This is a genomic window from Bacillus sp. AFS029637 (assembly GCF_002584985.1).
Taxonomy (GTDB): domain Bacteria; phylum Bacillota; class Bacilli; order Bacillales; family Bacillaceae_G; genus Bacillus_A.
On sequence record NZ_NUPZ01000033.1, the window covers coordinates 57,384 to 70,236 of the forward strand.

Here is a 12,853-nt window from a genome sequence, read left to right on the forward strand (position 1 = left end):
TTCTCCTCATCATTAATATTATTCTTCTCCTAACTTGTCCGATTTCATCACAATTACGTTTAAAAAATCGGATTGAAGAAAACAGTATGAAAGATATTTAAATTTTCTTGTTTGAACAGGCAGAATTATAAATTTTGAAAAGAGGTTAAAATTATGCACTTAAAAGAAAAAATCGCAACTATTATTCAAGGTCAACGCACTGGTGTATTATCTACAGTACGAAATGATAAACCTCATAGCGCATTTATGATGTTTTTCCATGAAGATTTTGTACTGTATGTTGCAACAGATCGACAATCAAAAAAGATAACAGATATTGAAAACAATCCAAATGTACATGTACTACTTGGGCGTGAAGGAAAAAAATTAGATGAAGATTATATTGAAGTTGAAGGCTTAGCCTCCATCGAGGAAGACTCCACATTAAAAAACAAGTTTTGGAATAATAGCTTAAAGCGTTGGTTACTCGGTCCTGAAGACCCTAATTATGTACTAATTAAAATCAATCCCGACACAATTTATTACATCGATGGTGCTGGTACGACGGAGCCCGAGTTTTTACGACTATAAAATAAAAACAAGCCCCCTTAGGTGGGCTTGTTTTGTCGAAAAGTTCTTCTGAAAAAAAACAATAAAATAGGTGGAACTTTCTAAAGATTCTGTTATATAATAGCAGTAACTTAAATAAACTGTATTAAAACAGATTGAGAGGGGAAATAAAATTGATGAAAAGAGAAGAACGAAAAAACATGATTGAGTTTATCGAAAAGAAAAAAGGGATTGAACGTGACGAATTGTTATTTATGACGGATGATGAAGTAGAACATATTTATAATGTAACGTACTTTTTATATGAGGAAATTGCAGAGTAGTATAATAATCCCCACCTTATTAAAAAAATAAGGTGGGGATTATTTCGTTACTAATACATAAGAATGGTTTTCATGTATGATAATGTAAGATTGGAGGAAATTTACTATGAATTCTTGGCTCTTATTCGCACTATTATCAGCAATTACTGCTGCCCTTGTATCTATTTTTGGAAAGATTGGTTTAGATGGAATCGATGCCAATGTCGCGACGACGGTTCGTTCTATTATTATGGCCTTATTTATGGTCGGCGTTATTATTATACAAGGTAAATTTCAAAATATCGGCGATGTTCTCTTAAATAAAAAAGCACTGCTATTTATCACATTAAGTGGGGTTGCAGGTGCTTCGTCATGGTTATTTTATTTTCTCGCCTTAAAAACAGGAAAGGTTTCTCAAGTAGCTCCTGTCGATAAATTAAGTGTAGTGTTTTCTATTATTCTCGCGATGGTTATACTCGGTGAAAAGTTAAACTTTATGACCGGTATTGGTGTAATCTTCATTACAGCCGGTGTACTATTTATTGCTTTCAGCTAAAAAACCGCTATTAGCGGTTTTTCTTTTTCTTTATGTAAAACCATACAATACATGTAACAACTGCTGAAATGATTAAAATCCATATTCCATAATGATGTAAACTATACTCAACGAAACGCCACTTCTCTCCAAGCTTCCAACCAAGTCCGATAAAAACACTTATCCAAATGAGTGCACCACCGTAAGCATACAAACAAAAACGCCAAAGTGTTAAATTCGAAACCCCAGCAAAATATGCTGTTAAATGACGGACTCCTGGTATAAAATAACCAATCATTAAAAGAAATGGGCCGTATTTTTCAAATAAAACATGTGTTTTTTCAATGTGATGTTCTTTAATTCTAATTTTTGGGCCGTATTTTTTTAAAACAGGAAGGCCCAGTTTTAAACCTAGTATGTAGCTTAATGTAATCCCTAACATTGCACCAGCCATCCCACTTAAAAAAGCAGCGGTTCCTGACATAACTCCTTTTGAAACATTATAACCAACAAAGGTCAATAAAAATTCGTCTGGTATCGGTAATCCGACAATCCCACCAGCCAAAGCTATAATAATTCCAAAATACCCATAATGTGCGATTAGCTCGCCAATATGTTGTTCCATTCGGAAGACACATCCTATGCACGATCGTTATTCCACATTGTGCCCTTTCTATCTTTAAGACAAACATGGTATACATATTCACTATACATTGTTTTTATAATCAACTCTACTTCTATTCACCCCTTTAGGTAAGGTAAAGTAAAACTTTAAACAGTGGGAGTTTTCTTCATCCCAAACGGATTATTCTCCCGCACCAATCAAGCTTTTACGGACAGCCCAATTCCCACTTTACTTCCTTGTATTCATCCAATTTTGAGATGAGATTCTTAAGACCCGCAAACAGCAGGATTAAAAAATAAAAATTCATATGCTTGTTTTTTTGTTACAATAAAGGAAAGTTACTTTTCGCAACGGTTTAACTCTCAGGAAAAATGATATACCTAGCAAAAACATAGTTTGGTCTATATAATGCAACTTCTACCTATAAAAAACATGCGCCCTTTAACATACAACATCATTTTTCTAAATTATACAGGGGGAACGAACATGACCATTGAAAATCAATTTATCCAAAAGGTTTACTATAAAACATTTTTAACTGAAGAAACTTCTACTCCAGTATCGGAAGTACTCGGTGAAGCATATATAAATGAATCCCAAAATGAATTCTCAAACATTTCTAATGTCCGCTTTGCTCAAGGTGAACTTTATTACCAAAATAAAGACTTTGAAGCAGCTATATTTAAATGGGACAAAGTAAATAACGACCTGGCACTTTGGGCAACCAAAAATATTGCAGACGCTTATTTTGAACTAGGCTTCTTACCAAAAGCAGAAGAAATTTATCAAGCTATTCAAACAGAAGATACAACTCTTACGATGGAAGTTTCCCTACAACTCCTTTCTCTTTACATCGAACAAGATCGTTTAGGACTAGCATTTAAAACCATTAGTGAAGCTGTTGCATTTCAACCTGACTATCCAAATATTACTGCCATCGCTCGCTCTTTCTATGAAAAACAAGAAGATTGGAATAATGCTATAGAACTTGCTGTTCAAGAAGGAATTCGAACAAACTCATTACACTGGTTCGATACTTTAATCAATTATGTGAATCAAGGATTTACGAAACAAATTAAACCAGAATATTTCTATGAGTCTTTAAAAGCTTTATATGCCATTGATCAAGTACAATTTAAAGAACTTGTTATTGCTCTTTGGAATAGCTATCAAGATGACACGTTGTATTTACCATGGATTCAAACGATAAATCACTTATTCTTACATATTGAAACAGATAATAATGATGATTGGTCTGAAATCTCTTCTCGCTACCAAGAGACTTACTTTGCATTAATTACTGGTGAGCATTTTATGCATGAATTGCAAGGACTTGTACCAGATCTATTAACAAATTGGTTTAGTTTAATGAAAGCAAAAGATTCTCTAATTGTTTCTGCTGCAGTGTTAGCATGGAATGAGGTTTCACCTACAACTTTAGAATCACTACTCGTAAAAAGTGCTGGCGCTTTACTTTCTAATTCATCAACTGAAGCAAATGTAAACGTGGAAACTGTTTCTCATTTATTCGAAACAATTGCTGTGTGGGCCGAGAAAAATGATGTGGATTTAAGCCATCAATTTACACTACTCGTCCATGAGCTATGCGATTTAAATGTTACACAATTACTAATAGCAGGCACTAGTGATTATGATAAAGCGTCATTCGTCAATTCCATATTAGGAGAGAATATCTTAACTGAGACTTTAACAACTCCTGTTTTATTTAAAGACGATAGCCAAACTGAAATAACAGAATTCAATGAGTTAGATGTACGAAATATACCGAACTTTGATGAATTCCATCAAATAATGGCTACATCTTCCCAGTTAGAACTTGAGAAAAAATGTATAGAAGTTAAGCTACCAAGTAGATTTTTAAGAAAAAATAAGTTTGCATTTCTTGTTACACCATCTATTCAGGGACAATTGGATAAAAATAGCCCCTATTTTGAATACTTACAAGCAGCAGACAGCCTCCTTTACGTATTAAATTCCGCTTCCCCATTACATGGTGAAGAACTTGATACATTACTTTATTTACGTGAACAGGTGCCAAACTTAAAAATTCATTTCGTATTACACACAAATAATGCGACTACTAATGAAAAACTAATTAGTAAACTTAAAGTTCATTTCCCAAATGCACAATTTTTCCCATACTCTCCTTCACAAGAGAGTAGCCAGCAACTTGGGGATGTAACAGAGTCCGTTCTCTCTAATCTCGCAGAACGCAACATGGAGCAAGAACGTATAGAAAAACTAATATGGTTTACTCAAAAAACAATCGCATACCTTGTGAATGAGCGTGTGGAATTAGAAAATACATTAGTAAAATCAGTGCGCTGGAATAAACATATCTCAGTAAAACTTAATGGATTTATTAACAATCTTACTGCTCTTGAAAAAGACAAAATTCGTTCGATTACAGACTCTTATCTATTAACGAAAGAAGAAATTACACGAGATATACATTCTCAAATCCCTGAATTATTACAGAGTTGCTCTGACCTTGTTCAAGAAGATAGTGATTTTAAGTTAGTTCATGAAGAATTAAATACTGCAATGAACGAACGAATTCAAAAACATGTGCAACAAGTGCTTCTTCCTAAATTTACTGGGTCTATTCAAGAGTGGATTGAAACAGCTCATAATGAATTTATTCAAGCACAAGCTTATTTAGATGAAATGAGCGAAACTTTCAATAAACTCTATAAAGAAGAACGTATGAAACTTCCTTGTGATTTCAAATTGTTAGATGATTGGAATCGAGATGTTGTACGAATGACGAATCGAATTACAGTAACAAACATCAATATTTTATTACGCTTTACACCGACACAATTTTTCTTAAAGAGTGCCGGAAAACTATTTGGTAATATGCAGAAAAACCAATCTATGCTCGCAAACAAATATAAACAATATATTGAAACAGAAGACTATACAGAAATTGCTCAAGCAATCTCAAAACAATTCTTCCTTCAATTTGAAGTATTTGAAGGGGCATTAGAACGCGATATCATGATGTTCTTTAAAGATCCACTTAGTATATTGAAACAAAATGTAGAAACAGCTCAACTTGAGATTCAGGAAGACGAACAAACATTGGCAACGCTGAGAAGTAATCCAGAAACGTATCATGATCCTTTAGCGTTATTCAAACTACAATTGCTACAACATAAATTCATTTTAAGTACTACGAAGAAACAGGAAGACATCTTTGTATCTAATGAATCTCCTACTGTTTAACAAAAAAACCAAGCAAACTACAATTTGCTTGGTTTTTTTTAATTCATCATTTTCATATGTTCAAATGGATAATAAATCGCGGCTAACTTCCCTAATACATCTTCTCTATTAATAAGCCCTAAACCATTTCTGCTATCTTTACTTATTAAACGATTATCTCCCATAACAAAAATCTTATTTTTAGGAACTGTAATCGGTCCAAAGTCCTCTGTTAAATTCATAAGTTTTTTTTCAGCTTGTTTTTTATTACTATACAAATACTCTTCATCTTTCACTTCATAATTCACATATAATTGATCATTTCTCATCTCAATTACATCTCCCGGCAATCCAATTACTCTTTTTACATAAAAATTATCTGTCTTCACAACAATAATGTCTTCTCTTTCATAGCTTTCAAAGTGTTTAGCCAACTTATTAACAATCACCTTATCACCATTTTGTAACGTTGGCCTCATAGATGCTCCTTTTACAGTTGTAGGAAAAAACACGAAAATTTTCGCCAAAAACACCAATAAACATGCAATCACAATTGTTCCAAAGAATTCACGCAAACGTTTTTTCTTTTGCATTATTCCACCATCTCATCATCTTTTTACTTTTATTATAAATAATTCAACCGATAAATTTCTATAAAATTCTGAATTATATAATCACAATATTACAAACTTAAAATAATAATATTCAAAAATGTATTATTCTGATATACTATAGCTTGCATTTATTCTATTTTTATGTACCTAGGAGGACTTTTTCTATGAAAGTTATGCTTAAAAATGAAAATACCGGCCAAATTAAACAAGCAAAAATTGGTTTTAGTTGGACTGTATTTTTCTTTGGTTTTTTCCCTGCTATATTCCGCGGAGACTGGAAATGGTTTCTAATTATTTTAGTCGCTGGCATGTTTACATTCGGATTCTCTAACCTAGTGTTCTGCTTCATTTACAACAAACTATATATCAATGATTTATTAGCTAAAGGTTATAAAGCAGCTGATGAGTATAGCCTTTCTGCTCTACAACAAAAAAATATAGTAGCATAGTAAAAAAAAAGATACTCTCANNTGAGAGTATCTTTTTTTTTATAATCCTACATATACAATACACATTTGAGCCGCGACATATGTAAACCAAATCCAAAGTGGTTCATATTTCAGTTTGCGTCCACCAATATCTGTCACACCAATAATGAAATCTGAAATCACAAACAATAAACCACCAAACGCTGGTGCCCACCATATGCCTGAATTCTCGTAATATAAAGCGAATGCAAAGCAAGCCATTCCTCCAACCCATAATCCGTAAACGAGAGCTCCTATCGTAAACAGCTTATCCTGCTTTTCATTTCGGATAAAAAAGAACCAGCCTATAATTAGAAAGAGTCCGTATACGAGTAAACCAATCCAAAAGCCATCCCACGAAATTCCTGTTTGTAAAAATGCTTTTACATAAAAACAATGAGCAAGAGCAAAAGTAACCATTCCTCCAATTAATCTATGACCAATTGGAATCAATCCTGCCATAAACAAATCTCCTACAGTCGATAAAGTCATACCAAGCGCAACCCACGTACTATATTCTGCCGAAGGGTCTTGTAACCATATAAAAATCGCACTGCCTGTTAAAGAAAAACTAAGAATAAGACGAATTGCTAAAGGCAACGGCATATTTTCCTTCGTTCTTTTTGTCTGCCGTATTGCGTAAATCGCCCCCATGAAAAAAAGAATGATCTGTCCGATTAACACCATGTAAAGTACGTTCATAACATTTTCTCCTCAATAAATTCTTTTTGTATCTTTTTTCGTTATACCCAGCCTATTATCCTTTTTCTACAAAAAAAAGAAGAACAATACTGTTCTTCCATTTTAATCGCTTTTCTATTCTCTACGCTACTTGTTTTTCTTCCTGCTTAGCTGGGGTACGGTTTACTACAATAATTCCCGCCGCAACACATGCTAAACCGAATAATACAAATGAATGAATTGTTTCTCCTAAAATCATGCTCGATAATAATACACCAAATACAGGTATAAAGAACATATACATTGATACTTGTCCAACCTTATTGTACTTCATAATTGTATTCCAGATACAAAAACCAGCTGCAGATAAGAAAGATAAATAGATTAGCATAAGGGTTGCATGTAAACTAAATGTAAATGGTATTGCGCCTACTTGAAATCCGCCTATACATAACAATCCTATTGAACCAAAAATCATTTGATATGCTGTCATATATCCAACATCTAACGTTTTGCTACCTTCTTTCGCCAATATGTTCCCATATGAATACAGCATTGCTGCACTAAGAAGTAATAAGCTACCGATTCCGAAATGGAATGATAAACTACCATCACTTGGTACATTTACTAAAATAACACCGCAAAAACCGATAGAAACCCCGATTATTTTTCTCATATTGAGAGCATCATCTTTATATAAAAAGTGCGCAAGTAAAATTTGAAAGAACGATGATGTGCCCGAAATAATAGCTCCTTCAATTCCTGAACTATAACTCAGTCCAATATAAAAACATATATATTGAAGAAATGTTTGAAATAAACCAATTTGTATTAACTGTTTCCCCGTTCCTTTTTTGAAGTTCATATCTTTTCCTAACACTTTAAAAAAGCATAAGAGCATGACTCCAGATAAGAAGAAACGATAACCAGCAAATAATATTTGCTCCCCAACTTCTTGTGGCTGAATTCCAAGTTCAGCATAACTTAGCTTAATAAAAGGGAATGCACTCCCCCATAAAAAGGTTGCTACTATTGCAGCAATAAACACGCCAAGCGGATGGGTAAAAATTTTCTCTGTCTTCACTTGTTGTCTTCCTTTCCGATCTTTTTACGAACAATATTCATATATACCAAAGGAACTGTGAAAACACAAGTTTTCAGTTTATACTTAAAACAAAAACATACCATCTCTCAAAAACATATGTTATACTATAGAATAATTACAACATAATAATTACTAAAATTATTTTTAACAGAAATGCTGCTGTCCATTAATGGATGGCAGCTTTCGTCGTTTTATAGGGGTTTCGATTTTGATTCTTCTTCTCAATAAGAATTTGAAAGGGGCGAGTAATAATGAACTCGGAAGTAAAAACATTACCATCAAAACAAAACGTACCTACTCCATCTTGGATTCAAACATTAAAAAAGCACTATGAACTTATATTTGCAATCGCATCTGGTATTTTTATTTTAGTTGGCTGGTTATTCACAAAGAACGATGCAATACATGTGGGTATTACTTGCTATATCCTTGCTTATATAGTTGGTGGGTATGCAAAAGCGAAAGAAGGTATTGAAGATACCATTGAAGAAAAAGAGCTAAATGTCGAAATGCTCATGCTCTTTGCTGCCATTGGGGCTGCAGTAATTGGCTACTGGGCAGAAGGTGCTATTTTAATCTTCATCTTTGCACTAAGCGGTGCAATGGAATCTTATACGTTAAGTAAAAGTCAAAAAGAAATTTCAGCGCTTCTTGATTTACAACCTGAAGAAGCATTACGTATATCAAATGGAATTGAGAAACGCGTTCCTGTTGGACAATTACAAATTAACGATATTATTTTAATTAAGCCCGGTGAGCGTGTTCCTGCTGATGGCACAATTCATAATGGTGAAACAAATATCGATGAAGCAGCTATCACTGGGGAGCCTATTCCAAATGAAAAAAAACATGGTGATGAAGTATTTGCCGGAACTGTAAATTTACGTGGTGCTATCGAAGTTATAATTACGAAGCCGAGCGATCAAACACTATTTCAAAAGATTATTCGTCTCGTTCAAAGTGCACAAAGCGAAAAATCACCATCACAACTATTCATCGAAAAGTTTGAAGGAACATATGTAAAAGGAGTACTAATCGTTGTCGCGCTTATGATGTTCGTTCCACATTTCTTACTGGATTGGAGTTGGAATGAAACGTTTTATCGCGCTATGATTTTACTTGTAGTCGCTTCTCCTTGTGCATTAGTTGCAGCGATTACGCCAGCAACTTTATCAGCAATTTCAAACGGAGCGAGAAACGGTATTCTCTTTAAAGGCGGTATTCATTTAGAACGACTAGCTTCAGTAAAGGCGATTGCCTTTGATAAAACAGGAACATTAACACAAGGAAAACCTACCGTAACAGATATATATGTTCGAGAAAATATAACAGAAAAAGAAGTGCTTTCTATTACAGCATCAATTGAAAGTCACTCTACACATCCTTTAGCTACAGCCATTGTGAACTATGCACAGCATACGTATGACATTACATTAATAAAACCAGAAAATGTTGAAGATGTAACTGGTTTTGGGCTAAAAGGAATATTCGAAAACAAAGCTTATAAAATAGGGAAAGCTAATTTTATCGGTGAAGAAGCAAAGACATTTCATGATGGTATTGCTGCCTCGCTTGAAAAAGAAGGTAAAACTGTCGTTTATATTAGTGATGAAGAGGGCATTCTTGGACTTATCGCTTTAAAAGATACGCTTCGCCAAGAAACAATAGCTGCCATTCATGATTTACAAAGTATTGGTGTTGAAGCTATTATGATTACCGGTGATAATGAGGAAACAGCAAAAGCAATTGCCTCTGAAAGTAATATAAAGGAATATTACGCATCATGCTTGCCTGAAACAAAAGTTGAAACGATTAAAAAGTTAAAAGAGAAATACGGTACAGTAGCAATGGTAGGAGACGGTATAAATGATGCTCCTGCACTCGCTACCGCTAGCATTGGTGTGGCAATGGGTGAAGGAACAGACGTAGCATTAGAGACTGCAGACGTTGTTCTTATGAAGAACGAATTATCTCGACTCTCCCAAGCAATCCGTTTATCAAAACGGATGAACCGTATCGTGAAACAAAATGTAATTTTTTCGCTAGCTGTAATTGCAATGCTTATTTGTTCCAATTTCTTGCAATTTTTAGCTCTTCCATTCGGTGTTATTGGGCATGAAGGAAGTACGATTCTTGTCATTTTAAATGGCTTACGATTATTAAAAGGAAACAAATAAAAACGGGTCCTCATAGAGGACCCGTTTTTTCTAATGGTAGCTATTATGCCCGTTCGCACTACTACTCGTTTTATGCTTTGGATGCGAACTGCTCTTTTGTTTATTGTTATTTTTATTGTTGTGGTTCTTTTTATTATTACTCATGAAATATCCCCCCTGTTCCCTTTTATTATGGAACAAGAGATCATTTTTAATTACGGGAATTATTGTCACCCGTTCTATAATGATAGAGTAAACCATTAATTTCACCGCCAAGTAAAATTACCCATCCAGTTAAGTAAAACCATAACATTAAAATAATAATACCACCGAGCCCACCATATGTATTGGCGTAATTCGCAAACTTATCTACATAATAAGCAAATGAGTACGATACCACAATCCATCCTACAGTAGCAAATGTTGCTCCTGAAATGACTTCTCTTCTTTTTAACTTTCGATCTGGTACAAATGTATATAAAAAACTAAACAACGCAAATAGTACGAAGAAACTCGCTACTAATCGTGTAATACTCCACACATAAGAAAAACTATCCGATAAACCAATTGCTTTAAATACCGCTGCCCCAATCACTTGTCCGAAAACTGGAACAATGAGTGCAAACACAATCATAAAAATAATCGCTAATGTAAACACAATTGATAACACTCTCGTTTTAATAAAAGAACGTGTTTCTGTTACATCATACGCATGGTTGAAAGCATTCATAATAGCATTCACTCCGTTTGAAGCAAACCATAGCATCGACAGTAAACCAAATGATAATAAACCACCATTTTGCTCATTTACAACTTTATCTACGTTTACTTCAATTAAGTACATTGCTTCTTCCGGTACGTACGGTTCTAATAAATTGAGCACACTTTCTGTTTGAAGGTCAATGAATCCAAGAAGCGTAATTAAGAAAACAAGCCCAGGAAAAATCGCAAGCAAGAAGAAATAAGCGAGCTGTGCTGCCAAGCCCGCTACATCATCGCGCATCGTCCGGTCATACAAATCTTTACCAAACGAATAAGTACGATGTCTTCTCACCTTTTCTAAGATGTTTTTCATATATGTTTAAACGCTTTTCTTCTCTTCTTTATCTTGCTTTAACTCAATGTACGCTTCTGTTTTTTTTCCCTCTACATTTGAGTCTTTCATAAATAATTCACGCGCTTCTTTCATACCACCATCTTCAGCTACTACTGGCTCTTCTTCTGCTTTTAGCTCATCTACCTTCGAAGATACAGCTTGAATTTCAATTGTTTCTGGCTTCTCTGCTGGCTCAACCTTTTTCTTACTAAAAATTTCTTTCGTTTCTTTTAACGTTTCTACAACAGACGGCGTCAATTTTTTGATTTCTGCTACTTTCGCTTTCACTACATTGAAATCAGCAAGTTCGCGTCCTTTATCTGTAACAGTTTGCACTTTTTCTTTGATCTTTGCATTTTCGCCAATTTCAATCATCTTTGTTTTTGCTTTTTCTGCTGTATTTTTTACTTTTTCACGGTTTTCTTTCTTTAACATAGATACAGCTACACCTGCAGCTACACCAATCGCAATGTTTCGAGCAATATTATTTTTCTTTGCCATATTCCTTCACCCTTTCATTTCTTATGTTAGAAAGTATTTCTTTCTAAGCTTCCTCATATTCCTTGTTCATTTCGAATGAAAGCTAATAGCTTTGCACACCCTTCTGTTACAAGGTCATATACTTCTTGGAAATTCCCTGTATAGTAAGGGTCAGGAACGTCTGTCCAGCCACCGTCTGGAACAAAATCGGACAGCCTACCAATATAGCCTCCAGTTTTACCTAAACTTTTTAAATCTGCTATATTCTTGTTGTCCATGGCAATAATATAATCAAACTTTGTTAAGTCTTCTTTTTCTACTTGCCTTGCTTTAATTCCTTCAAAAGTGACTGCATTTTCTTTTAAAATTTTTTGTGTTCCTTTATGTGGCGGATGACCAATATGCCAATCTCCAGTTCCTGCAGAATCAATGACAATTTTCTCTTCGAGTCCCTCTTTTACGACAAGATTTCGAAAAATCGCTTCTGCCATCGGAGAACGGCAAATGTTCCCAAGACAAACAAACAATACTTGAACCATCTTTTTGTTTCTTCCCTTCTTGGTGCATTTCTATATATATTTATAGTATAAACAACCAATTATTAATTATAAAGGAAATCCCTACTAATTTAATAGGATTGAAAAGATTCATTAACGAAAATGATAAAAAATGTTAAGATAACCTTATGTTATTTTAAAGGGGGACACTTCGGTGGATTTATCCGTAAAATCAGAAGAAAATGTTGAATATATGGTCGAAGCTATTAAAGAAAAATTACGTATGGTTAATGCTGGTGCGATGAGAGCTGCTAGCTTTAATGAAGAAATGTACGAAGACTTACGTGACATTTATGAGCATGTTATGAAACGTGAAACATTCAGCATTAGTGAAATGCAAGCTATTACAGAAGAATTGGGTACATTAATTAAAAAGTAAAAGAAGCCTCTCTTATATGAGGCTTCTTTTTATTTCCAACAAATTCATGACAACTCTTCTCTTTCCCTCAACTAACTCT

At 34.2% G+C, this 12,853-nt stretch carries 14 protein-coding genes; 7 read left to right on the plus strand and 7 right to left on the minus strand.

All coding sequences use genetic code 11. From position 1 onward, the window contains the following. The first annotated feature begins 153 nt into the window (after positions 1–153). From COE49_RS17545 to COE49_RS17555, 3 genes are all read left to right on the plus strand, one after another. Positions 154–570: a pyridoxamine 5'-phosphate oxidase family protein gene (locus COE49_RS17545; protein ID WP_000550210.1), complete on the plus strand. Its 417-nt coding sequence runs from the start codon at positions 154–156 to the stop codon at positions 568–570. A gap of 155 nt (positions 571–725) precedes the next feature. After that, complete coding sequence (locus COE49_RS17550) at positions 726–872, plus strand: BH0509 family protein (protein ID WP_000817786.1); 147 nt, start codon at positions 726–728, stop codon at positions 870–872. Between the two features lie 106 nt (positions 873–978). Next, positions 979–1,407 (plus strand): EamA family transporter, encoded by a 429-nt coding sequence (locus tag COE49_RS17555; RefSeq protein WP_098357432.1) that lies wholly within the window; start codon positions 979–981, stop codon positions 1,405–1,407. 10 nt (positions 1,408–1,417) lie between these two features. Here the strand turns inward: COE49_RS17555 and COE49_RS17560 are convergent, their stop codons facing one another. Further along, on the minus strand, positions 1,418–2,011 hold the full coding sequence (locus COE49_RS17560) for a DedA family protein (protein WP_088231740.1): 594 nt from the start codon (positions 2,009–2,011) through the stop codon (positions 1,418–1,420). A 486-nt stretch (positions 2,012–2,497) separates the two neighbouring features. Between COE49_RS17560 and COE49_RS17565 the strand changes: the two genes are divergently transcribed. After that, on the plus strand, positions 2,498–5,260 hold the full coding sequence (locus COE49_RS17565; RefSeq protein WP_088231741.1) for a tetratricopeptide repeat protein: 2,763 nt from the start codon (positions 2,498–2,500) through the stop codon (positions 5,258–5,260). 38 nt (positions 5,261–5,298) lie between these two features. Here COE49_RS17565 and lepB read toward each other — a convergent pair whose 3' ends face one another. Then, the gene (gene lepB, locus COE49_RS17570; RefSeq protein WP_088231742.1) at positions 5,299–5,835 is read right to left on the minus strand and encodes a signal peptidase I; all 537 of its coding nucleotides are present in this window, start codon (positions 5,833–5,835) and stop codon (positions 5,299–5,301) included. A 182-nt stretch (positions 5,836–6,017) separates the two neighbouring features. Here lepB and COE49_RS17575 point away from each other — a divergent pair, with 182 nt between their 5' ends. Then, on the plus strand, positions 6,018–6,302 hold the full coding sequence (locus COE49_RS17575) for a hypothetical protein (RefSeq protein WP_088231743.1): 285 nt from the start codon (positions 6,018–6,020) through the stop codon (positions 6,300–6,302). A 39-nt stretch (positions 6,303–6,341) separates the two neighbouring features. Here the strand turns inward: COE49_RS17575 and COE49_RS17580 are convergent, their stop codons facing one another. Next, the gene (locus COE49_RS17580; RefSeq protein ID WP_088231744.1) at positions 6,342–7,022 is read right to left on the minus strand and encodes a lysoplasmalogenase; all 681 of its coding nucleotides are present in this window, start codon (positions 7,020–7,022) and stop codon (positions 6,342–6,344) included. 121 nt (positions 7,023–7,143) lie between these two features. Beyond that, the gene (locus COE49_RS17585) at positions 7,144–8,085 is read right to left on the minus strand and encodes a DMT family transporter (RefSeq protein ID WP_088231745.1); all 942 of its coding nucleotides are present in this window, start codon (positions 8,083–8,085) and stop codon (positions 7,144–7,146) included. A gap of 272 nt (positions 8,086–8,357) precedes the next feature. Between COE49_RS17585 and COE49_RS17590 the strand changes: the two genes are divergently transcribed. Next, positions 8,358–10,283 (plus strand): heavy metal translocating P-type ATPase, encoded by a 1,926-nt coding sequence (locus tag COE49_RS17590; RefSeq protein WP_098252941.1) that lies wholly within the window; start codon positions 8,358–8,360, stop codon positions 10,281–10,283. Positions 10,284–10,473: 190 nt separating this feature from the next. Here the strand turns inward: COE49_RS17590 and COE49_RS17600 are convergent, their stop codons facing one another. From COE49_RS17600 to COE49_RS17610, 3 genes are read right to left on the minus strand one after another with little or no spacing between them, the layout of a single operon-like run. Beyond that, complete coding sequence (locus tag COE49_RS17600; protein ID WP_088231748.1) at positions 10,474–11,337, minus strand: YihY/virulence factor BrkB family protein; 864 nt, start codon at positions 11,335–11,337, stop codon at positions 10,474–10,476. Positions 11,338–11,343: 6 nt separating this feature from the next. Then, positions 11,344–11,859, minus strand: coding sequence for a DUF4075 domain-containing protein (locus COE49_RS17605; protein WP_001085385.1), 516 nt, complete (start codon positions 11,857–11,859; stop codon positions 11,344–11,346). 53 nt (positions 11,860–11,912) lie between these two features. Next, positions 11,913–12,377 (minus strand): low molecular weight protein-tyrosine-phosphatase, encoded by a 465-nt coding sequence (locus COE49_RS17610; protein ID WP_088231750.1) that lies wholly within the window; start codon positions 12,375–12,377, stop codon positions 11,913–11,915. A gap of 172 nt (positions 12,378–12,549) precedes the next feature. On the opposite strand from COE49_RS17610, the gene COE49_RS17615 reads away from it, so the two are divergent. Continuing rightward, a complete protein-coding gene (locus COE49_RS17615) occupies positions 12,550–12,774 on the plus strand; it encodes a DUF1128 domain-containing protein (RefSeq protein ID WP_000366197.1) in 225 nt (74 codons plus the stop codon). The last annotated feature ends 79 nt before the right edge of the window (positions 12,775–12,853 follow it).

What these genes read in the sequence shown, in the direction of transcription:
- COE49_RS17565 (WP_088231741.1), top strand. Translation starts at nt 2,498, where the DNA reads ATGACCATTGAAAATCAATTTATCCAAAAGGTTTACTATAAAACATTT.
- COE49_RS17600 (WP_088231748.1), bottom strand. Translation starts at nt 11,337, where the DNA reads ATGAAAAACATCTTAGAAAAGGTGAGAAGACATCGTACTTATTCGTTT.
- COE49_RS17590 (WP_098252941.1), top strand. Translation starts at nt 8,358, where the DNA reads ATGAACTCGGAAGTAAAAACATTACCATCAAAACAAAACGTACCTACT.
- COE49_RS17545 (WP_000550210.1), top strand. Translation starts at nt 154, where the DNA reads ATGCACTTAAAAGAAAAAATCGCAACTATTATTCAAGGTCAACGCACT.
- COE49_RS17550 (WP_000817786.1), top strand. Translation starts at nt 726, where the DNA reads ATGAAAAGAGAAGAACGAAAAAACATGATTGAGTTTATCGAAAAGAAA.
- COE49_RS17575 (WP_088231743.1), top strand. Translation starts at nt 6,018, where the DNA reads ATGAAAGTTATGCTTAAAAATGAAAATACCGGCCAAATTAAACAAGCA.
- COE49_RS17555 (WP_098357432.1), top strand. Translation starts at nt 979, where the DNA reads ATGAATTCTTGGCTCTTATTCGCACTATTATCAGCAATTACTGCTGCC.
- COE49_RS17560 (WP_088231740.1), bottom strand. Translation starts at nt 2,011, where the DNA reads ATGGAACAACATATTGGCGAGCTAATCGCACATTATGGGTATTTTGGA.
- COE49_RS17610 (WP_088231750.1), bottom strand. Translation starts at nt 12,377, where the DNA reads ATGGTTCAAGTATTGTTTGTTTGTCTTGGGAACATTTGCCGTTCTCCG.
- COE49_RS17580 (WP_088231744.1), bottom strand. Translation starts at nt 7,022, where the DNA reads ATGAACGTACTTTACATGGTGTTAATCGGACAGATCATTCTTTTTTTC.
- COE49_RS17605 (WP_001085385.1), bottom strand. Translation starts at nt 11,859, where the DNA reads ATGGCAAAGAAAAATAATATTGCTCGAAACATTGCGATTGGTGTAGCT.